General features: G+C 63.3%; 15 protein-coding genes. 10 read left to right on the top strand and 5 right to left on the bottom strand.

Features of this window, described 5'->3' with window-relative positions:
* The first annotated feature begins 296 nt into the window (after nt 1–296).
* Complete coding sequence (locus tag SINAC_RS31945; protein ID WP_015249682.1) at nt 297–4,130, top strand: serine/threonine-protein kinase; 3,834 nt, start codon at nt 297–299, stop codon at nt 4,128–4,130.
* Between the two features lie 50 nt (nt 4,131–4,180).
* Here the strand turns inward: SINAC_RS31945 and SINAC_RS31940 are convergent, their stop codons facing one another.
* From SINAC_RS31940 to rpmA, 4 genes are all read right to left on the bottom strand, one after another.
* On the bottom strand, nt 4,181–5,368 hold the full coding sequence (locus SINAC_RS31940; protein ID WP_015249681.1) for a GTPase: 1,188 nt from the start codon (nt 5,366–5,368) through the stop codon (nt 4,181–4,183).
* 61 nt (nt 5,369–5,429) lie between these two features.
* Nucleotides 5,430–6,185: a type III pantothenate kinase gene (locus SINAC_RS31935; RefSeq protein WP_015249680.1), complete on the bottom strand. Its 756-nt coding sequence runs from the start codon at nt 6,183–6,185 to the stop codon at nt 5,430–5,432.
* A gap of 4 nt (nt 6,186–6,189) precedes the next feature.
* Complete coding sequence (gene obgE / locus SINAC_RS31930) at nt 6,190–7,233, bottom strand: GTPase ObgE (protein WP_015249679.1); 1,044 nt, start codon at nt 7,231–7,233, stop codon at nt 6,190–6,192.
* A gap of 30 nt (nt 7,234–7,263) precedes the next feature.
* Nucleotides 7,264–7,530, bottom strand: coding sequence for a 50S ribosomal protein L27 (rpmA, locus tag SINAC_RS31925; RefSeq protein WP_015249678.1), 267 nt, complete (start codon nt 7,528–7,530; stop codon nt 7,264–7,266).
* 311 nt (nt 7,531–7,841) lie between these two features.
* Here rpmA and SINAC_RS31920 point away from each other — a divergent pair, with 311 nt between their 5' ends.
* The 3 genes from SINAC_RS31920 to queC all read left to right on the top strand — a co-directional run bounded on the left by SINAC_RS31920 (nt 7,842) and on the right by queC (nt 10,892).
* Complete coding sequence (locus SINAC_RS31920; RefSeq protein ID WP_015249677.1) at nt 7,842–8,222, top strand: BlaI/MecI/CopY family transcriptional regulator; 381 nt, start codon at nt 7,842–7,844, stop codon at nt 8,220–8,222.
* On the top strand, nt 8,222–10,021 hold the full coding sequence (locus SINAC_RS31915) for a M56 family metallopeptidase (RefSeq protein WP_015249676.1): 1,800 nt from the start codon (nt 8,222–8,224) through the stop codon (nt 10,019–10,021). The genes SINAC_RS31920 and SINAC_RS31915 overlap by 1 nt, the downstream gene beginning before the upstream one ends.
* A 163-nt stretch (nt 10,022–10,184) precedes the next feature.
* Nucleotides 10,185–10,892, top strand: coding sequence for a 7-cyano-7-deazaguanine synthase QueC (queC, locus tag SINAC_RS31910; protein WP_020466398.1), 708 nt, complete (start codon nt 10,185–10,187; stop codon nt 10,890–10,892).
* Nucleotides 10,893–10,946: 54 nt separating this feature from the next.
* Here the strand turns inward: queC and SINAC_RS31905 are convergent, their stop codons facing one another.
* The gene (locus SINAC_RS31905) at nt 10,947–11,762 is read right to left on the bottom strand and encodes a hypothetical protein (RefSeq protein ID WP_015249674.1); all 816 of its coding nucleotides are present in this window, start codon (nt 11,760–11,762) and stop codon (nt 10,947–10,949) included.
* A gap of 331 nt (nt 11,763–12,093) precedes the next feature.
* Here SINAC_RS31905 and SINAC_RS31900 point away from each other — a divergent pair, with 331 nt between their 5' ends.
* The 6 genes from SINAC_RS31900 (at nt 12,094) to SINAC_RS31870 (ending at nt 21,883) form a co-directional block, all read left to right on the top strand.
* The gene (locus tag SINAC_RS31900) at nt 12,094–13,125 is read left to right on the top strand and encodes a S1C family serine protease (protein ID WP_237722646.1); all 1,032 of its coding nucleotides are present in this window, start codon (nt 12,094–12,096) and stop codon (nt 13,123–13,125) included.
* A 202-nt stretch (nt 13,126–13,327) separates the two neighbouring features.
* Nucleotides 13,328–15,154: a hypothetical protein gene (locus SINAC_RS31895; RefSeq protein ID WP_015249672.1), complete on the top strand. Its 1,827-nt coding sequence runs from the start codon at nt 13,328–13,330 to the stop codon at nt 15,152–15,154.
* Nucleotides 15,155–15,462: 308 nt separating this feature from the next.
* A complete protein-coding gene (locus tag SINAC_RS31890; protein WP_015249671.1) occupies nt 15,463–17,820 on the top strand; it encodes a peptidylprolyl isomerase in 2,358 nt (785 codons plus the stop codon).
* A gap of 540 nt (nt 17,821–18,360) precedes the next feature.
* Complete coding sequence (locus SINAC_RS31880) at nt 18,361–18,573, top strand: hypothetical protein (protein ID WP_015249670.1); 213 nt, start codon at nt 18,361–18,363, stop codon at nt 18,571–18,573.
* Nucleotides 18,574–18,694: 121 nt separating this feature from the next.
* On the top strand, nt 18,695–21,256 hold the full coding sequence (gene hrpB, locus SINAC_RS31875; RefSeq protein ID WP_015249669.1) for an ATP-dependent helicase HrpB: 2,562 nt from the start codon (nt 18,695–18,697) through the stop codon (nt 21,254–21,256).
* 177 nt (nt 21,257–21,433) lie between these two features.
* On the top strand, nt 21,434–21,883 hold the full coding sequence (locus SINAC_RS31870; protein WP_015249668.1) for a hypothetical protein: 450 nt from the start codon (nt 21,434–21,436) through the stop codon (nt 21,881–21,883).
* Nucleotides 21,884–22,144 lie beyond the last annotated feature (261 nt).

Here is a 22,144-nt window from a genome sequence, read left to right as displayed (position 1 = left end):
GAGAAGCTCTCCGCTCGCCTGGGGATCGATCCTTGCGAAAGCGATTCCGCCCTGGTCAGGTCGGAGTTCTCCGGATTGCCCGGACTCCACGCCGATAACCAGGATGGGAGGAGGCCTCGTTCGGCACGCGTCGATAAGGACAAGTCGATTGACATGGTCGATCGCGATCCCCTATAGTTTGGGGGGGATCGACGCGATTGCATGCTCCTTTCTCATCGCGTCTCCCCCGCGATCCGCGTGCTGCAACGGATGTGCCGCAACGTTGAATTCAACCGTTTTTACGAGAGAACCGGCTGATGCAGGAACCCGAGCCGTTCCTACCTCCCGAGCGCTCCGACCCTACCAGTTTGTGGCAGGCTCCCGGATCGACGCCCAAGCCGGGACGGGGGGACCCGACGCAGCCGACCGTTCTCAGTGGATCGACCGCGCACCGGATGCGGGCGATCGGAGCCGTCACGCCGACCTCGCTCCCGCTGCCAGGCGAGCACATCGATTCGTTTGAGCTCGAAGACGCCATCGGCGTCGGCGGCATGGGGGCGGTCTTCCGCGCGCTCGATTCGCGGCTCGATCGTCACGTCGCCTTGAAGATTCTGCCGCCCGAGCAGGCGGGTGATTCAGAGGTGGTCCAACGATTTTATCAGGAGGGGCGCGCCGCGGCTCGGCTCGACAACGAGAATATCGCTCGGGTCTACACGATCGGCCACGACGATCGGTATCACTATATCGCTTTCGAATATATCGAAGGCACGACGATTCGCCAGCGGGTCGAGCGCAACGGTCCGCTCCCGATCAGTGAAGCGATTAACTTTACGCTGCAAATCGCCGGAGCCTTGGTGCACGCCGCCGAGCGCGGAGTCGTTCATCGCGACATCAAGCCATCGAACATCATCGTGACGCCCCAGGGGCGCGCCAAACTCGTCGACATGGGGTTGGCCCGCCGTTTCGAACGCGGTGGCGATGACGGCCTGACCCAGAGCGGAATGACCCTGGGGACGTTCGACTACATCAGTCCCGAACAGGCCCGTGACCCGCGTGACGTCGATGTCCGGAGCGATCTTTATTCGCTGGGATGCACGCTTTTTCACATGCTTACGGGTCGCCCCCCCTTTCCCGACGGGACGGTGCTCCAGAAGCTGCTCCAGCATCAGGAGGACCAGCCTCCCGATGTGCGCGCGCTCAATCCCGAGGTCCCCACGGATCTGGCGAGCATTCTCGTCAAGCTGATGGCCAAGGATCGCGACCGGCGGTATCAGACGCCCGAGCAACTCGTTCGCGACTTGCTGACCGTGGCCGGTGCGCTCGGGTTGCGGTCGGTGAGTCCCGAGGGCCTCGTCTGGATGTCGGCGGCGCGTCCGCCCGGGTGGGAGCGGCACCTGGTCTGGGGGCTGCCAACCGTTGCGCTCTCGCTGGTCGTCCTGGGATTGATCTGGTGGGGCCAGGAAGCCGGTGTTCCGATCGCTCGCCCGGCGGTCGAGGCCGATGGGAAGTTGACCGGTACCCCTGGAGTTCGCCGGCCGTCTAACCCGTCACGGCCAACGGCGACGCGGACGCCGGCCAGTCCGACCGAGGCTGCGGCTTTGGTCTCGGCCGAGGCGGCCGATCCCCGGCCTCGCGAGCTGACGGTCGATTCCGGGGACGACCTTCTCAAGGTGCTGGCCAACGCACCTCCCCGATCGATTGTGGTTCTTGCCGACGATGGTCCCTACCTGATCGGCGATCGGGGGGAAGACCTTTCCACCGTCCGGCTCCTCAACCGCGACCTGACCATCAAGGCAGGGGCACGTGTTCGTCCTGAGATTCGCCTTTCTCACGAGACCGACGCATCGAGTGACGCTCCCTCGGCACTGCTCGACTTCGTCGGCGGCCGAGTGACCCTCGAGGGACTTGTTTTTATCCTCGAGCCGGGCGATCGAGAGGACTCACTCGCGGCGGTTCGCACCCAGGACACGGAGTTGACGGTTCGCCGCTGCCAGTTCCGCAGACGAGGGGAGCGAATGTGGTGGGGACGCCTCTCCGCGCTCGAGATGCGAGGGGGCTGGTCGGCGGAGCGCCCTGCCGCCGTCTCGATTGACGCCTGCCACTTCGACGGAGGGCAAGTGGGCGTGTTCGCCAGTGGGCCGGCCGATCTTACGTTGCGCGACTGCACGATGGCTGGCGTCGACCCTGCGGTCTGGTTTGAGAACGGCAAGGCATCCAGACCTGTGCCGGCCGAACTCCGGCTTCAGCATGTCAGTATCGCTGCAGGAGAAGGGCCGATTTTTCGGTTCGAGGGGACGTCTCCTCGGGTTCGGATCGACGATTCCTTGGTGGCACCCGCGCGCGACGGTGAGGCGACCCTGGTCTCGACCGACAATCCCGCCAGCCTCGATTGGCGCGGTCGAGGCAACCTCTACACCAGGATCGGGATTTTTCTCCAGCCGACGGGCTCACGCCCCCCTCGCGAGCCGATCCGGGACTGGTCGAGCTGGGAGGGTTCGTTGGCCGATGTCCGGGAGGCGGAATCGGTCGCCGGACGTGCCCGGGTCTGGGAGGAAGCCGATCCTGTCCAGGCGTCTTCGCGTGACGTCCAGAATCCGATGCGGGCCTTCCGCTTGCTCGCAACCCACGCCGGATCGCCCAGTTTGGGGGCGCGTCTCGATCCTGCGGGAGCGACCGCCTCGGGCGTCAAGGTCGTCACCAACGTGCCGGACCTTCGCCGCGAGCCGCCGTCGACCAGCATTCGCCGCGAGCCGCCCTCGACGACGAAGCCCGATCCCCCCATCCCGGCACCGAGCAATCCGGTTGACCCTCCCTCTCGGCCGACGACCGTTGCCGCCACTCCGTCGGATTCTTCGGCCTCGAAGCCCAAGCTTAACTCCAGCGGGATGCCAGAGATGCCCGTGATGCCTCCTATGGATCAGGAGCCGATGCCCACCCGCACCGGCACTGGTCTCGAAACGAGGCCGGCTGAAGAGGCGAGCCCCGCCGTCGTGGTTTCGCAACCGAATCCTCCGGCATCCGATTCGGCGATTTTGCGGACCGCCGACCAGTTCCTCAAAGCCTTGAGTCAGCCGGGCACCATCGGGGGGACGCTCCGGGTGGCGGCCGACGCCGACTGGGAACTGCCCACGACAACGATTCGAGGGAACGTGCGTTGGGTCTTGCGTGCCGAGCCGGGGACAACTCGCCCGCGCATTCGCTTCCGCCCTTCGCCGGCCAACCCCAAGACGCCGACGGCCCGGTCGGTCTGGATGGAGCTGCACTCGGGGACGCTCCAACTGGATGGGATCGACATCGTCCTGGCGGAGGAGGACGCGCCAAGGGTGGGGCGCTGGGCTGTGTTTGCAGTTTGGGGCGGAGCCGCCCTGAGCCTGTCTCACTGCACGGTCACCGTCGAAGGGGTTGAAGTGGATTCGGCCATCGCCGTGGTTCCCGCGAGTGAGAACGAAGTCGAGGAAGGGGGTGTTGGTCCTGAACCTTCGGCTGCGGTGATCCGGGCCACGGACAGCTTGCTTCGCTCGGGGGGGGACCTGGTCGACGTGGCTGCCGGGCATCGGCTCGAACTGGAGCTGGACGATGTGGTTGTCTCGACCGGAGGAAGCCTCGTCCACGCTCATGGTCTTCCTCGAGGGGTGACGTCCGAGCCGATCCGGATCTCACTGGCTCAGGTGACCGCTCGGACGGCTGGGGGACTCGTTTTGCTCGAGAGTGCAGGGGGGGAACCTGAACTGCCCGTCGCCGATGTCCGAGTCCGTGACTCGATCCTTGCCACGACGTCCAAAGGGGCTCCCTTGTTTCGGGTCGATGGTCAGGACGCGCTCTCGGCCTTGCGTGACCGGATCAAGTGGGAAGGGCATGGGGTGGCCTATCACCAGATCAACGCCTACCGCCGTGACCAGTCCGCGCAGGTGGGCTCGGTGCCCACGATCTACGACCGCTCGTCGTGGGTAGTCGCCATCGGCACCAAGGAGGCCGACCCGGTCCACGGTGACGTCAAGTTTCTCCAGGATTGGGATCCGGACCGGCCTGCCTGGACCCTTTCTCGTGATGATGTTCGGCTAGCGCGCGATAGCCCTTCGCCTCGGGCGGGGGCCGACCTCGACTCGATTCCGAACGTCGCGCCGAGTGAGCCCAGAGGGGCGTTGGAATGACGAGCGGAGAGTGGCGGCCGAACCCCGTTGCTCTGTGCGGCGATCGGTTCTTATCGCGAGTTCGGACTGCGCGGGGTACGGTCGGGCAGGGGGGCGAGGAGTTCCCTGAGGGCTTGCCCCGCCGCTGATGGATCACTTGCCTCGAGCGCCTGGAGGGCCAGGCGGAGTTGGCGAACGTGCCGGGGGCGGAACGGGACGCCTGCTCCGGGGGGAGGCGGGTCGGGGACGAGGCGGCGCGCGATCGCCGCCCCGAGTGCTTCGATCCCGGCTCCGCGCTCGGCCGAAACGGTCAGGGCTTTGGTCTGGGCCGCATCCCAGGCGGCCGGAAAGTCGCATTTGTTGGCGACGATCAAGGCTCGCTCGGACGATGCGATGAGCCGGCGGTCGGAGTCCGTCAGCGGCTCCGAGCGGTCCAGGACGAGCAGGATCAGGTCGGCCTCCTCTTGCCGAGCACGGGCCAGCGCGATGCCCGAGGCTTCGATCAGGTCGTCGGAGGAGCGAAGCCCCGCCGTATCCGCCAACTCCACGGGCCAGCCCTCGAGCGCGGTCCGCACGGTGACGATGTCGCGCGTGGTCCCCGGCGTCGGAGCGACGATCGCTCGCTCGTAGCCGGCCAGGGCGTTGAGGAGCCGGCTCTTGCCGACGTTCGGCCGCCCGGAGAGGACGACGCGCCATCCCGAGACCAGTCTCAGCCCGACTTCCGCACGGCGGAGCCAGGATTCCACGGATTCCACGCAGAACCGCGGGTCGGTTTCGAGCTGCTCGAGGCAACTCTGGATTTCGGACTCGAACGCTCCTTGAGCCTGCTCGAGGAGCATTTCAGCCGTGTGGGTCGTTTGCGCCCGCATCAGGTCGACGTCCGCCTCGGCCGCGACGGCGGATCGTGAGGTGTGCCGGATCCAGGCCACCGGCTGCCTTCGCTCGGCTCCTTCATGCTCCAAGGCACTGACGACCAAGGCCAATGCCGCCGATCCTCCGTGACAGTGGATCTCCACTTCGGGAGGGCTCGCGTTGACGACCACGGCCACGACCTCGTCTCCAAGGTCCGCTCCGACGCGACCGAATCGAAGCCGACCCGGAGTCGACTCGGCGAGCGAAACGCCTTGGACAGGGCGGAAGGCTCGGCTGGCGACATCGACCGCCTGAGGCCCCCAGACCCGGACGACAGCGATCGCGCCTCGCCCCTCGGGGGTCAGGACACAAACGCGCGCGGCGGGCGAACGGGGGGCATGGCTCATCGCAACCTCGGGAACGATCGTGTTGGCCTGCGCTGTTGTGAGAGATCTCGCCGGAATGACTTCAAATCAGAGGGAAAGCGACCTGGGCGAGACCGTCAAGCACGAGGTCGGGAACGACGACGGCTCCGTCCCACTCGATCGTGGAGGCGAGGATCGAGGCGTCGCCGCCGGTCCAGACGAGCCAAGGACTTGGCGACAGTCCCACCGCTTGGCGCGTGAGCAACTCTCGGATTGCCCCGACGACTCCCCAGAACAGGCCGGCTTCCAGAGCAGGACGCGTGGACCGTCCCCAAGGGGGCGGGGCCTCGCAGGGGATAATGAGGGGGAGCTGTGCCGTGAGCAGGTGGAGCGCCCGGGAGGAGAGGGCGAGGCCGGGGGCGATAGCCCCCCCTTGCCAGATGCCGTCGGCGCTGACTCGCTCCACCGTGATTGCCGTTCCGCACGAGACGATCAGTCCGGGGCGACCGGGAGGGTGCATCGCTACGGCCGCCCCCACCGCAAGCGCCCGGTCGGCTCCGGCGGTTTCCGGCGCCTCGAGCTGATGCTTGGTCGGTACGTCGGCCGCCGAACGATACCAGGTGACTTCGCCCACGTTCCGGTCGGCCAGAAAAGTCGCGAGCTGCTCCGCGACCGGCGGATTGACGGTCGTGATCGCCCACCGGGAGGCAACTTGATCGGGATTCCAGCGCGACCAGGTTACCGCCCAGGCTTCGGGATTGTCGTTCGGAAGCGCCAGGGACTCGACCACTTTCCCAGTCCGATCGACGCGGCCCCACTTGAGCCGGGAGTTGCCCAGGTCGGCGACGATGCGAAGCACAACGCTATCCGCCCTGATTCTGGTTTGCCGTCTCAACAAGAGGAGCGTCGGCCGGGTCGGGGATTTCATCCAGGCGGTCGACGAGGTGGTGGATCAAGGCGGGAATTCCCTGACCGGTCACCGCCGAGATCGAGAGGATGTCACGGCCAAGCTCCTTGGCGAGCCGCGCCCTCGACTCCTCAGCACCCGTCAGGTCCATCTTGGTCACGACGAGAATTTCCGGTCGGTTCGCCAACTCGGGGCTGTAGCGCTCGAGCTCCTGGCGGATTGTCCGGTAATTGGCGAGCGGGTCGGACCCGTCACTGGGAGCCACATCCACGAGGTGGACGAGCAGGCGAGTTCGTTCGACATGCCGGAGGAACTCGTGCCCGAGCCCGTGGCCTTCGTGGGCTCCTTCGATGAGCCCCGGGATGTCGGCCACGACGAAGCCGTGATCGGGCCCAGCCTGGACCATTCCGAGGTTGGGATATTTGGTCGTGAACGGATAATCGGCGATTTCGGGATGGGCTCGCGAGATCCGTGAGAGCAGGGTCGACTTACCCGCGTTGGGCAGCCCCACCAGCCCGACGTCCGCGATGACTTTCAGTTCCAGGGAGATCCAACGTTCCTCGCCCGGATGACCTTCCTCGTGCTGCCTTGGGGCGCGATTGGTGCTCGACTTGAAGTGCGCGTTCCCGAAGCCCCCTCGACCCCCTTGCGCCACGGCAACGAAGTCTCCGACCTCTTTCAAGTCGCGGAGCACATGGCCGCGGTCGCGGTCCTTGATGATCGTGCCCGGCGGCACCTCGATCACTTTGTCCTCAGCGCACCGACCGGTGCAGCCCGACCCTTGGCCGTGCTCACCACGCTCGGCTTTCCAATGCCGCTGATGCGACAGATGGGCGAGGTTGGTTATCCCCTGAACGGCGCGGAGGATGACGCTGCCGCCATGCCCTCCGTCGCCACCGTTCGGGCCGCCCCGAGGCACGTATTTTTCACGGCGGAAACTCACGCAGCCGTTTCCGCCGTCGCCGCCTCGAACGAAAATCGTCACCCGATCCACAAACATTGCTATTCCCGTCGCAAACGAAATCCGGGCTCAGTTCTGAGCTGCGGCTGTGGCGAGGGGAACGACATTGATCCGGCGCCCCTCCTGGTCAAACTTGATCTTGCCGTCGATCAACGAGAAGATGGTCCAGTCGCGGCCGACGCCGACGTTCTTCCCCGGGCGCCATTTCGTGCCCATCTGACGGCAGATGATGCTCCCAGGCTTGGCGAGCTGACCACCGTACAACTTGATGCCGAGCATCTTCGGATTCGAGTCGCGACCGTTACGACTGGAACCCTGCCCCTTCTTGTGAGCCATCGCGTCACTTTTCCTTCGTTTCTTGGCATGTCACGTTCGGGGAACAAGCCGGAATCACTGGGACCGGCTCGTTACTCCAACGCCCAAACGAGGGATTGTAGCCGGAAAGTCGGTGCCGCGGCAAGGGAAGTTCAAGCAAGGTTCCCTGGTCCGTGAAGTCACCGGTGACCTTGTTTCGCAACAATCTTGGCTGCGCAACGTTTGCGAGGGCCCGTTCAACGTGGTCCGTTGGGGAAATCTCGGTCGGAGATTGACCGCGTTCATTTGAACGCTATTATGGCTTTCAATCGAACGCCAACAAGAGGTCGAAGATGTCTCAACGTCCCGTGCCGGCTAAATCGGAACTGGAAGTCGCTCGGATCGTCTGGGAGTTGGGTGGGGCCACCGTGCGCCAGGTCCTGGATGCTCTGCCCGAGGAGCGTGGGCTCGACTTCAAGACCGTACAGACCTATCTGCGACGCCTCGAAGCCAAAGGGTATTTGGAGACCCATCGCGAGGGGCGGAGCAACGTTTATCGGCCGATCATCCGTCCCGGTCAAGTCATCGGGGAGGTCTTGGATGACTTTCTGAATCGGCTGTTTGACGGTCAGGTGCTTCCGCTCTTTCAGCACCTGGTTCATGACCGCGGATTATCTGACGTCGAAATCCGCCAACTCCGCGAACTGTTGGACCGACTGGAGGACGAGTCGTGATGATTCACGGCCTCGATGATTTCGCGCGTCTGGTGTGGGCCCAACTATGGCAAGTCACGGTCGTGGCCCTTGTCATCGGGGCGGCGGTGAGGCTTTGCTGTCGGGAACGGCCTCGCCTGGCTTATGCGCTCTGGATGCTGGTGATCGTCAAGGCGATCGTCCCGCCGGTCTGGGCGAGTCCGACGGGCCTTTTCAGTTGGGGCATGGTCAACCGTGTCGCATCACGACCCGAATTCACCGAGACTCCCCCGATCAGGCACGCCGCCGCGCCGGTGGCGGCCTCGATTCGCGGCGGCTTGATCCGGGGTGCGAGCGGACTCGAAGGCGGAACGAGTTGGGACGATCGTAGGGATGAGGCTCGTTTGCCCCTTCTCTTTGCGGCCTTCTCGATCTGGGCCACTGGCGCGGTGCTCTGCACGGCCTTCGTGTTCTGGAAACAGATCGCCTGCTCGTTCTTGATCCGGAGATCCAGGCTTCCCGTGGACGAGCGATACGATGTGGCGCTAGCGCAACTATCGCGGCGGCTCGGGGTGAGGCGAAGGGTCGGCCTGCTCATGACGTCAAGGCCGATTGGCCCGGCCGTTTTCGGCCTGTTCCGGCCCACGATCTTGCTGCCGGAACCACTGCTTTCCGGCCAGTCATTGGAGCAGGTCCAGCTCGTCCTGGCTCATGAGCTTATCCACGTCCGGCGGGGCGATATCTTCGCTGGGAAGCTGCAACTCGTCGCGCAAGTCGTCTGGTGGTTCCATCCCTTGGTCTGGTGGGCGAACCGAGAGGCATGCCGCGAACGGGAACGCTGTTGCGACGAGGAAGTCGTCTCGGGCGTTGGCTGTAAGCCGGTGCTTTATGCGCGGACCCTCTTGAGCGTCCTGGAGCAGAAGGGGCGGTTGCGATCGCTCGTCGCCATCCCGGGCGTGCGGGCTTTGGAAGTCACTACACGTCGTTTGGAGTCCATCATGAAATACGCAGGGACCGATCATCGGCGAGCTTCCTGGATCTCTCGGCTCGTTTTCGCGACGGGAGCGATCCTCATCGTTCCAGGAGCGGGCCTGGTCCTTCGAGCCGATCCGCCGGCTATTGACAACAAACCCAACGCTCCGACTGCCCGGGCCGTCGATGAGGGGAGTGCAAAGGCTCCGCCCGCGGCGCAGGGTGATGGGGCGAAGTCTCAGGAGTCGCCCCTGCCAGTCCGGTCCGAGTTCGCCTTCGAACGTCTTGGCGAGTGGGTTGGACTGGGAATTCTCACCCGGCCCGAAACGTTGGTAATCCGGAAAGGGTTGAGGCTCACCGACGATCAGGTTGAGAAAATCAGGCAGCTCAAGGAGTTGAGGGAAGCGAACCTGGCCCTTGGGATTCATGGACCCGGGGTAACCACATTCGAGCAACTCACCGCGTTTGTAAACCGGGAGACCGGGGAGGGCTTGGTCAAAATCCTTACAGCAACCCAGTGTAAGCGGTCGGAGCAGATCATTTTGACTTCTCACGGCGTGAGGGCGTTCCGCTATCCCGATGTCCGGAAGGACCTGCGATTGACTCCTGAGCAGGCGAAGAAAATTGACGCCGTTATCGACGCACTCTTCGCTCAGCTTAATGATTTGCAGAAGGGCTCGGGTGGCCAGCCGAAGGATCTTGAGGGCTCGTTAGCACTGGAGGAGAGAATCGCACCGTTGTGGAAAGGGGCTTTCGCGCAGGTATTCGCCCTTCTCACTCAGGAACAGGCCGCGCAATGGAAGGCAATGGTCGGCGTGCCGTTCCTCGCCGACGAGGCAGAGTCCAGGCCGACCCCGATGGAGCGCTGAATGTTAGGCGTTCCGTTGAAGCGGGACCCTTTGAATCTTGGGTGACGTTGCGAACTCGCGTCGCCCATGCTCATTGAAGTGGTCCCTGCTCGCTTGGCTCAGGAATCCCGCTTGCTCCTTGAGCGATAATCTTCCAGGATGATGCCCGGGAGACGCGAAAACAATGGAGACGAGCATGGCCGAAGGGGCGAAGAAAGCAGTCGTTCTCCTCAGTGGAGGATTGGACTCGGCGACCGCAGTCGCCGAGGCGAAGGCGGCAGGGTTCGACGTCTATGCGCTGACGATCCTCTATGGGCAACGGCACGTCGTGGAGCGTGACGCCGCTCGGCGCGTCGCGAAGGCGCTCGGAGTGACCCGCTACGTCGAGCAGTCGATCGACCTTCGCGCCTTCGGGGCCAGCGCCCTGACCGACGAGATTGCGGTGCCCAAGGATCGATCGGCCGAGGTCATGGCCTCGGGAATTCCGATCACCTACGTACCCGCGCGCAACACGGTCTTCTTATCACTAGCCTTGGCGTGGGCCGAGACGCTCGGGGCGTTCGACCTCTTTATCGGCGTGAATTGCGTCGACTACTCGGGCTACCCTGACTGCCGCCCCGAGTATTTGAGGGCCTTCGAGACGCTCGCCAACCTGGCGACCCGCGCGGGAGTCGAAGGGACCGGCCGATTTGTGATCCACGCACCCTTGCTGACCATGAGCAAGGAGCAGATCATCACCCGAGGCCTCGAGCTTGGCGTCGATTTTGGGCTGACCCACAGTTGCTATGACCCTACGCCCGAAGGGCTGGCCTGCGGACGCTGTGATGCGTGCGCACTCCGCCTGGCTGCCTTTGCTGGCCTCGGGTTAACCGACCCGGTTCGCTACCAGTAAGCGGACGCCTCATCCTGGTTCAGCCCCAGAAGATGAGCCGTCCGCGAACAGGGGTCACCAGTAGATCCACTCGTAGGGCGGCTCGAGGAGCTGGATTTCCCGCTCACTTAGATTGCGGTCGTCGCCACGACGGACGAAATCAATGCGCAACGTCTTGTGGCGGACGGTCGGTTTGCCGCCATCGGGAGTGGGGAGGAGTTGATAGCCGTCGGAAAGGCCGCGAACGTAGATGTTGAATCGGTCGGCCTTGGGGTCAACGCCTTCCCAGATGGCCACTCCGTAAACTGCGTCGTCGATCCCTTCCTTGGTGCTCGGCGGGATCGTGCCCATGATATTCACCGCGCCCAGCAAGGGAACGGACGGGTCTTCCCGGGCCTCGATGATCGGGACGGCCTGAGGGATCACCGTGTCCTCGTAGCGCTTCCCGGTGTCGGTCACCAGAGTGAATTGCGGTACGAACACCTGGGGTTTGCCGGTGTGGTTGACCACCCGGTAATACATATAATGGACCAGTCTTCGCCCTTTGCCCGGAATCTCGGTCGTGATCAACCGGACCGGCTTGAACGCGTAGTCGAGGACCCAGATCCCCTCCTTGTCGCGCGGTAGGAGCGAGGCGTCCACCATCTGCACGTTAAAGCTGGGTGCACCCCGGCGCACCGGTTGGGTGCGCAATAGAGGAAGCTGGAAGTCGGGGATGGGCGCGGGCCGCTCAAGGACTTCCTTGGCACCCTCGTCATCTTTTTTGGGCGGGTCGGCAGGAGGGGCTGCCTCGTTGGCTTTCGCGGGATCATTCTGCGCCCGGGCCGAAGGCACGCCCAGCGCGACGAAAGCCAAAGCGATCGACACCACTCGAATCAGTTCGGTGGACACGGGCCATTCTCCCCAGCGTCGATTTGGGTTGTGCTGATGGGCGACGAAGAGGACGAAAATGCAAGAGGAAAATCCATTGAGGTCATCTTAACCTAACAGGATTACGCCGGTTCCGTCAAGACGACCTCACCGCTCATTGGGGGGTGGCGTAGAATAAGAGACTTGGGAGAAATTGGTCCTTCCGAATTCGGGGCGTCGAGCCGAAATCCTTCGTCGCTCTTGGGTTGAATCCGCAGCCTGGATTCTTACAATGGTGCCGCATCGAGGCGGAGATTGGAAACCGGATCGGCGCTGCGCTGCGCCCTACCTACTCTTGAAGGGACTTCGGACGATGCGCTTGGTCCTGCCGGTCGCCGTCACTGTGTTGGTTGGGTGGGTCTTCTGGGGAGCGCAACGAGGGGGAGCGGCCGAGGTCATCGGGTTGAAGGATGGGCATGAGGTGACCGGCGAGGTGGTTGCCGAGAAGCCCAACGCCCTGTTTGTGGACCTTGGATTTGATATCGTGCGGATCCCCCGCGATCAGGTTGTGCGTCGGGGCAAGCCTGGCGAAGCGGACCCAACGACGGTCCCGGCTCGCGAGTCCGAGACCGAAGCGAGTGGCTTTTTTAGCTCAGGACCGCTTCGCCCCGCGCCGGTCAAGGAACTGGTCGCGAAGTTTGGCGAGGCGGTCATCTCGATCGAGACACCCTCGGGCAAGGGGTCGGGGTTCATCATCAATGATGATGGATATGCGGTGACCAATCACCATGTGATTCACGGGGAGACCCGGATTTCGGCGGTGCTCTACCAGAACGTGGCGAGTGGCTTGGCCCGCCGCCGGATCGAGAACGTCGAGATCGTGGCTCTGAATCCGTTCGTGGATCTGGCGCTTTTAAAGCTGCCGGCTCAGAAGGATTTGAAACTCAGCCACGTGGTCCTGGGTAGTCTGGACGACCTGAATGCCGGAGATGGTGTTTTCGCGGTGGGCAACCCGCTCGGTCTGGAGCGGAGCGTTTCCCAAGGGATCGTGAGCACGCGGAACCGGAATTTCGAGGGTCAGATTTATCTTCAGACCGATGCGGCGATCAACCCTGGCAATTCGGGGGGACCGCTGTTTAACTTGCGGGGCGAGGTGATTGGCGTTACCAACATGAAGGCGACGCAGGGTGACAACCTCGGTTTCGCGATCCCGATTTATTACGTGAAGGACTTTCTCCGGAACCGGGATGCATTCTCGTTTGACAAAGAGAACCCGAATACTGGTTATCGCTACCTCGACCCGCCGCGCCGGCTTCGCTCTGGAACGCCGACGCAGGCTCTCGAAGGGACGATCAAGGAGAAGGTTTCGGCGGCCGATGTGCCTGGACGTTCCGAAGTTCCGTAATTGAGGAAGACGAAGGGCTGGAGGAAATCGTTTCTGAAAGAGCGATTTTGACTTTGGCTCATCGTTCACTGATCCTGGTCAGTCTGCGAAACAACGTGCCCCAACTCGCCTAGCAATGGGGGAGGTGGGGGGATTGGCGTGGCAAGGTCCCTCCGCCGGTGCGCCGGGGGGTAGAGTTCGAGTGGAAACGGAGTTTTCAGCAATGCATACCCCGATGCGGGCGGCTTTCCGCCTCGCCCTGGCCGGCTGGGTCGGCCTGGCTGGTCTGTCGCTCGTGGCGGCCCAGAGCCGGGCCGCGACGCCCCCGGAAAACGTCTACCCGGATTCGACGATCGCCTTCTTGAAGGTTAACGACGCCAGCGCCCTACGCGAGTCGTTCAAGCAGAGCCAGTTCGGCCAGCTCTGGAACGACTCCGGCCTGAAGTCGTGGCGTGAGGACTTTGCCGAAAAGCTGAATGAGGCCGGCAAGTCGTTGAAAGCCAAGATCGGCGTTACCTATCAGGAGCTGCTCCAGCTCCCCCAAGGGCCGGTTTCGATCGCCGTCGTTCGTCGCGAAGATCCCAAGCTTCCCGTCGCGATCCTGATCACGGCGGATGCGGGCAAGAACGCCTCGAAGTTGACCGAGGTGCTCACCAAGGCAACCCAACAGAGCGAGCAGGCCGGCTCCAAGGTTGCCACCGATACGTTCAAGGGGGCGACGCTGCATGTGATCCAGGCGCCGCCGTCCAAGGACAAGCCCAAGGATGACGCGAAGGACGCTCGCCCCGAGCCTCCCGTCGTGTGGACCAACCAAGGGACCGTCTTCATCATCGGCAGCGACGTCGATGCGACGAAGGACCTGTTGGCCAACGCCGAAGGCCGAACCAACTCGCTCGCGAGCGTTGATTCCTTCGTCCAGACCCAGAAGAAGGTCGGGGCGGGTGCCCAGGTTTCCTGGTTCCTCGACCTCGCCAAAGTGATCAAGCTGGCGGCGCAGGGAGCCGCGGCCCAGAACAAGGGCAATGCCGCTCAGACGCAGCAGATTGAGGCCATCATCCAGATGACCGGCCTCAATGGGCTGAAGGCTGCGGCGGGCAGCTTCGCGCTCAACACGGGAAATTTCGACAGCCTGACCAAGACCTTTGTCTATGCCCCGGGTGCTCCCCAGGGTCTGCTCAAGATCTTCTCGTTGCCTCGCGTGAATCTTCGGCCCGAGAGCTGGGTTCCGGCCTCGGTCGCCAGCTACCAGACCTGGAGCTGGGACCTCGACAACGCCTACACCGCGATCAATGACGTGGTGAACATGATTCAGCCTGGCATGCTGCAAGTGCTCGAGCAGCAGCTCGTCGGCCCCAACGGGGGCGAGCCCTTGAAGTTCCAGAACGACATCTTCGGGCCGCTCGGTGATCGGATCACCCTGATCAGCGACTTCAAGAAGCCGATCAAGGAAGACAATCAGCGGATGGTCCTGGCGGTCGCTCTCGAGGACGCCAAGGCCTTCCAGGGAACGCTCAACAAGCTGATCGGGATTGCCGGCGGTTCTCCCAAGAAGCGGGAGTTCCAGGGAACGACGATCTACGACTTCGAGATCCCTGACGTTCCCAACAACGCGAACCTGGGTAACACCCGTCAGTTCAAGGGGCCGATCAGCGTGGCGATCGCCAAGAACTCGGTGTTCGTCTCGAGCGAGCCGACCCTCCTCGAACTGGTCCTGCGCGGTGGTGGCCCCGCCTTGGCCGATAGCCCGGATTACCAGGCGATCGCCAAGGAGATCCCCGAGAAGGCGAGCACGCTCTCCTTCGTTCGCCCCGAGGAGCAGGCTCGGCTCTCTTACGACATGGTCAAGAGCGGCCAGTTCGAGAAAGCCCTCCAAGGCTCTGCCGTGGCGGGTGGCCCCGACCTTGGCAATGTCGGCAAGATTATCGACAAGGATAAGCTGCCCGACTTCTCGATCTTCGCCAAATACCTCTCGCAAGGGGGTAGCTACGGCCTCCAAGAGGAAGATGGCTTTAGCGTGACCGGTTTCACGCTCCGGAAAGCGAATCCCTGACACGATTGAATCGAATCAATCGTTGTTGAGGCAAGAGACCAAGGGCGGCGTGCTGATTTCGATCGGCACGCCGTCCTTCCTTTTTTTTGGGGAGCTTCCGTTCGGGAAGGTGGTTGGGGTAACGCCTTGCGGTGGTGGAGTGGCTCGGGCGACGGCCCCTTATCCCTGGAGCGTTCGGAGATTTTGGACTCTTCGATTCAAGCCGGGCAATCGTTACGCCCGATGAAAGGAAGACAGGCATCATGAGAGGTGCGCCGGGCGTGCGTGTCCGGCTCGGGCAGTTCGATCGAGGCGCAGGGAGGTGCCGGATGTTTGACCGGACTTGGGGCGGATTGTTCCTGGGAAGTCGCGAAACCCGTGTTGGGGAAACCCGCCAGGCAGGTCGGAGGCATCGTCCCCAACTCGATTCGTTGGAAGAGCGACAACTGCTCGCGGCCTCGCTGGCTCCGCTTCCGGATATTACGGTGTCAGCCAACCTGGGCTCCCAGGTCTCCCTGGACGGCAGCGCCAGCGGCGCAGCCTTTCAGAACTACACGGTGACGTCGAGTAATCCCGACATCCCGGCGAGCGTTGCGGTCGGCAAGTTCCTCACCCTCACGGTGACTCATGAGAAAGCGGCCGACCACCCCGATGACGTTCTCATTAGCGACCGACCGATCACCTACCAGCTCTTTGATGACTTGACCCCCTTGACGGCTGGTAAGATCGAGTCGTTTGTGCAGATGAATCCTCCCTTCTATACGGGAAAGAACTTTCACCGGGTGGCGGGCGGCTTCCCCACGCCCACGGACTACATCATCCAGGGGGGATCCCTGAGTGGTACTGGCTCGGGCTTTAGCGGCCTTGCGGGCAACCCCTTTGTCGACGAGTTTGTCCAGCAACTGAGCTTCAGCAACAAGTACCAGCTTGCGATGGCGAACTCGGGGCCGGACACCAACGATACCCAGTTCTTCATGACGACCGGTGTTCCGGAATTCCTCAACTTCAAACACACGGTCTTCGGCCAGGTGGTCTCGGGCTTCAGCACGGTCGATGACATGACCAAGGTGGCGGTGGGTGGGTCCGACGGAACCACTCCATTAAGTCCGATCCTGATCAATAGCGCGGCCCTCACCACGCAGAATCCCAACGGTGTGGTCCATATCGACGCCACGAAAGCGAAGGCCGGTGAGACCTCGGTGATCACGGTCACCGCCACCGATCCGGCGACCAACACGACGGCGACCCAGACATTCAACGTCAAAGTGGGGGCCCCGACGCAGAATTCGCGTGCCTTCATTCAGCAGTTGCCCTTCCCGACCCAGGTCGTGACGACCACACCTGGCACCGTGGCGCAACCGGCCGTCGTTTACACGCAGAACGTTGCGGAGAATCAGAAGAATATCTTCCAGATCCCCGCCGTCGATCCCGAAGGGGACAAGCTGACCTACATCGTCAAGGGGGGCGTGTCAACCTCGACGGGTGTTCAAGCTTTTACTGATATTCCCGCAACCCAGGCCACCGCGACCGTCGACCAGAACACTGGGATCGTCACGGTCACGCCTGCACAAGGCTTCAACGGTCCGATCAACCTGCTCGTCGGCGTCCGCGACCAAACCAATCGCAGTACCTCGGGTGAGGCGCTCGACGCTCCCTCAAACTACAGCTATCACCAGATCATCCTGAACGTCAGCGGGGCCACGCCGGTCGCACTCACGCCGATCGCCTTGCCGGTCACGCAGACGGTGGCCGCCGCGAGCCCGACGACCATTCAACTCAAGGGCGTCAGCGCCAACCCCGCAACCTCGACGGGCCTGACCTACGCCATCACCACCCAGCCGACTCACGGGACCATCTCTCAGTTCGACGCCACCAAGGGAACGTTTGTCTATACGGCCGCGCCCAACTTCTCTGGTCTCGACGGCCTCCAGTACACGGTCACCGATCACGGCACGGGAACCACGGATCTGACCAGCCCGGCGGCGGCGGTGAACCTGACGATCACGCAGGCGGCCACCGGCACGGTCCGACAGATCAGTAACGTCCTGGTCGTGACCCCCGCGCCTCGGACCGACCGCGGGACCAATATCATCACGATCAGCCAGATCAACGACGCGACCAATGCGGCCAACGACAAGATCCAGGTCACGATCAACGGAGTGATCGACCAGACCCAGCCTCTGGTCAGCGACCTCGACCGTATTGTCGTCTACGGCTCGAAGGCGAGCGATCGGATCACCATCGACCCGAACGTTGACTCGTTCATGCGTGTGACGCTTGACGGCGGCCACGGCGGCGTCAACGTCCTCCAGGCGGGATCGGGCTTCACTCGCGAACACGGCTGGTTCGGCGCTAACACCCTCAAGGGGGGGGCCGGCCCGAACGTCCTGATCGGTCGCGAGGGACACGTGAGGTTCAGGCCAACGGCGACGACGGCCGTCATGTTCGCCGGCAAGGGACACGCACCTCGGAAACACCAACACACCACCCCGCCGACAGGCACGTTCTTCAAGTCGGTCAACGGCCGCATCGTCCCCGTCGAGACCCCAACCGCACGAACGAACCACCAAGGTGGTGGAAATATCACGGCTCAGCGCCAGCTCGGACAAGCCCAACAGCGAGCCGCCCAGCGGCAGAGTCTGCTCTCCAGGTTGTCCAAGAAGGGCGGGGCGAGTAACCAGGTGTAGTCAGACGTCCCGACTCGCCAACGAACGAGGCGGCTTGCGGAGCCGCCTCTTCATCACTCCGCTGTCGCGTCCACAGGCGGCCGATGAAGGCCGTCAGGATTGGGGCGTTTCCGAGCCGAAGCCGCCTCGGAAGCGCCGAAATCGTTGGCCGCGTTGATTCTTTGGTCGTTCTGTCCGGTCCTCCTGAGCATGGCTGCTTTATCGCAATCCCATCAGGGAAAGGTGTTCCTCACCAAGGAACTCCTGTCCCACGGCCAAGCAATAAGGATTGCGGACTCAAGCTTTCACGAGGGTGAAACCCGGCGGCATTTCTCCCCGATTCCGCTCAGTGCACCTCGCCTCATCGCCAACGGCGACCACTCGTCTTCCTCGCTCTTCCACCGGAATCACGATGCCCGTTTGGTTCCGTCTCATCAGCGGCGGAAAAGTCGATGGAGTCGGATGCTTCATTTGGTATAAGAATTGCCCATTGGTCATCTGGTGCTTGTCATCCTCGCTCGCCGCTTGGCGGGTTGCAGGGGCGAGAAACGGAGACCCGTGATGAAGCCGCTGCTGCGTTGGTTTGGCGATCCTTGTGTCCACTTGGTTTTGGTTGGGCTGGCCATCCTTCACCTATCCATGAATTTGCAAACTGATTCAGACTATGGAAATGAAGATGCAATGATGTGCAATAGATGCGACCGTCTGCATTCGGTTCGGTCCGCCTGCCCGGCCATTGCCACGGTTGCCGATCACGATCGCTCGCTCGAGTGAAACCGGCGGGGGGGCGTGCTTCCTTTTTTCGGAGCGGCTCGTTGCGCCTGGGCTATCAGGCTTGGTCGTCCTGCTGGTATGATCGACCCACCACCGACCGGGGCCGATCCTCTCCAAAGCTATGACTCCCCTCCCTATCGACGCCCATCTTGCCGAAATCGTTTCCCGCACGCGTGAGCGTCGGAGCCTCGTCCTCGTAGCGCCGCCGGGGGCGGGCAAGACGACGCGAGTGCCGGTCGCGCTCATCAAGGCGGGTGTACTGTCCCCCCAGCACCCCGCGCTGGTCTTGCTCCAGCCAAGACGCGTGGCGGCCAGAGCCGCCGCCGATCGAATCGCTGCTGAGAACGGATGGGCCCTGGGTGAGGAAGTGGGCTACCAGATCCGCTTCGAACGGAAGTACGGGCCAAGGACCCGGATTCGAGTTCTGACCGAGGGAATCCTCAACCGGCGGCTGATCGCCGATCCGTTCCTCGAAGGGATCGGCGCGGTGGTGCTTGACGAGTTTCACGAGCGGAGCCTTCACACCGACTTGGCCCTGGCCTTGCTTCGCGAGATCCGCGACACGGTCCGCGACGACCTGGTGATCGTGGTCATGTCCGCCACGATGGATGCCGAGCCCGTCGCGCGATTTCTGATCGACGCTCCCGTGATGCATGTCGAAGGGCGGACCTTCCCGGTCGAGATCGTTCATCGCCCGACGGTTCGCCCGTCGTCTGCTGAAGCCGTTCTCGCGGCCGTAGAAGAGGCGTTGGCAGCGGGCGGCGATCCGAGCGACATCCTCGTCTTTCTGCCGGGGGCTGAAGAGATCCGCCGGGCAGGGGCCCGGCTCAGGCCGTTGGCCGAGCGCGAAGGGCTGCTGGTTCTGCCGCTCCACGGCGGCCTCTCCACCGAGGAGCAACGCCGGCCGCTCTGCCCGAGCGAGCGGCGAAAGGTTGTCCTCGCCACGAATATTGCCGAGACTTCGTTGACCATCGATGGCGTCAGGACGGTCATCGATTGTGGTCTGGCACGATTCGCCAGCGTCGACCCCCAGCGCGGGCTCGACCGCCTCGAACTGGGGCGGATCAGCCGTGCTTCGGCGACCCAACGGGCGGGTCGGGCAGGTCGGACCTCCCCGGGGCGTTGTCTGCGACTCTGGTCGGAGCGCGAGCATCGTGGCCTCGCCGAGGCCGACCTCCCCGAGATCCATCGGGTCGACCTTTGCGGGACGGCACTCGTCCTCCATGCCTGGGGGCAGGCCGATCCCCGGAGTTTCGGCTGGTATGACCCGCCGACCGAGCAACGCCTCAACGCGGCCGAAGACCTGCTCACCTGGCTTGGAGCCCGTGACACCTCGGGCCGGATCACACCGCTCGGCCGGCAGATGCTCGAGTTGCCCGTTCATCCGAGGCTCGGTCGTCTTCTGATCGCCGCCGCCCACGACGGCTTCGTTCGTCAGGGCGCAGCCTTGGCGGCGTTGCTCTCTGAGAAGGATATTCTCTCGTTCCAGCCGGGAGGCACTGGCCCTCGGGTTTCCGGTCGAGGTTCGTCCGATCTCCTTGTCCGTCTCGACCTCCTGGCTCAGGCCGAGCATGCGCGGTTCTCGCCAGGACTCCGCGATCGCGGGGTGGATCCGGGCGGGGCAAGACGTGTCGTGCAAGTTCGCGACGACCTGATTCGGACCAGTCGGCGGCTCCCCGGCGCCCGTGAGTCCTGGAACGAAGAACCTGATGAGGATTTGATGCTTCGTTGGGTCGTCCTCGCCTATCCGGATCGGGTGGTTCGCCGGCGAGGGAGTGAGGTGACCGGTCTGATGGTCGGCGGCCGAGGGGTCAGGCTGGCGCCCGAGTCGGTTGTTCGGGACGCGGAATTTTTTGTCGCACTCGACCCGCGCGAGGACCGCCGGGGTGGGACGAGTGAGGCTCGAGTCCGGCTCGCAAGCGCGCTCTCCGTCGATTGGCTTGAAGAATTGTTCCCTGACGCCGTGCGCCGCGAGCGGCTCGTTCGCTTTGATGAGGAGCGACAGCGGCCGGTTGGGGTGAACACGTTCTCGTATCGCGGCCTTCCCTTGCGAGAAGATCGCAACGCCCCGGTCGATCCGGCGGAGGCGTCGCGCGCACTCGCTGAGTTCCTGCAACCGCGCGCAGCCGCCTTCTTCCAGGAAGATGAAGCGGCCGCCGCTTGGCTGGCCCGCCTCACGTTTCTCACCCAGGCGCTGCCCGACCTCGATGGCCCCGTCATCGACGACGCGGTTCTGGCCGAGATTCTTGCTGAAGCCTCTGCCGGCAAACGCTCGGTCGACGAGCTGAAACGGGGCCAACTCCTCCCTTTGCTCAAGGGACGGCTCACCTACGCCCAGAATCAGTGGCTTGACGAGCATGCTCCCGAAGCTCTGGTCGTCCCGAGCGGCAGCCGAATTCGCCTGACATACGAGCCGGGCCGTCCGCCGGTTTTGGCCGTGCGTCTCCAGGAACTCTTTGGCTGGACTGAAACACCCCGGGTCGCGCGGAAGCGGGTCGCCGTCCTCCTCCATTTGCTTGGGCCGAATTATCGCCCCGTTCAGGTGACCGAAGACCTCAGCAGCTTCTGGGCGACCACCTACTTTCAGGTCCGCAAAGACCTCCGGGCCCGCTACCCGAAGCATTCCTGGCCCGACGACCCACTGTCGGCGCGGGCCGAGGCGAAAGGGAGCCGGAGATCGTGAGCCTCAGAGGGGTGGTGCAGTCGCGTGGTGTCGGCCTGCATCAGGATAACGGTTGACCGGCCTTTATCGAATGATTCTTGCGATCGCCGTCGCTGAACCATTTCTGGCTTTGCCCAAAGGCCTGATCGAGACGAAAGGAGGAATGTGACCAGGAGGGGGACGAACGAGGAGGGAGTGATGATGCACACGTTAACATGGGCCTTGGGGATCGCTCTCTGTGCAATCTGGGTCACGGAGGCCCGATCCGACGCCGGCGTGGTCCGCTCGTCGAATGCAGAGAGAGTGCCCCCGAACGCGGCGAAGGTCAGCGACTTCTGCGCCCATGTCGATCGGAATATCGAAGGGTTCCTGACCCCACCGTACCGCGACACCAACTTGCTTTACGGATACTACGACCAGGCTCTCGGTCATGGTCCGGTTATTACACTCGGCTCGCGGACGCTCATGCCTGGGTTCCGTGGCTACGGCCTTCTCGGCAGCCCGGGGTATGGGATCGGGGTGCGGCCTACCTCGGCGATCGACCTGAAACATTTCAACGGGGGCCCTTGGTATCATAAGTTTGAGCGACAGTATCTCGCTCCACCGGGAGTGAACTTCGATCCTGGGACCCCTCGCCGACGCTTCTGACTACCCAGATTGTGGTGGCCTGTCTAGCCTTTGCAATCTGGCTTGATTGTGCACTCTGTGCCACTTCTCGATCTCCTGTCGTGTCACACCGAAGTCCTGCTCGATTCGGATTAATCCTCAAGGTTGGTCTCATTGTCACCGATGACCATGGAGACGAGACCCGGGAAAATAGGTTTGATCGAAAGCGAGAGGTTGCGCCACCGTCCGAGTCTGGATGTGAAGTGAGGTGGTGCCTATCCGGATGACGGGTAAGGTCCCGAC

The sequence above is a fragment of the Singulisphaera acidiphila DSM 18658 genome, from assembly GCF_000242455.2.
GTDB lineage: Bacteria > Planctomycetota > Planctomycetia > Isosphaerales > Isosphaeraceae > Singulisphaera > Singulisphaera acidiphila.
The sequence above is the reverse complement of the archived record's forward strand: the minus strand, read 5'-3'. Positions and strand labels throughout refer to the sequence as shown.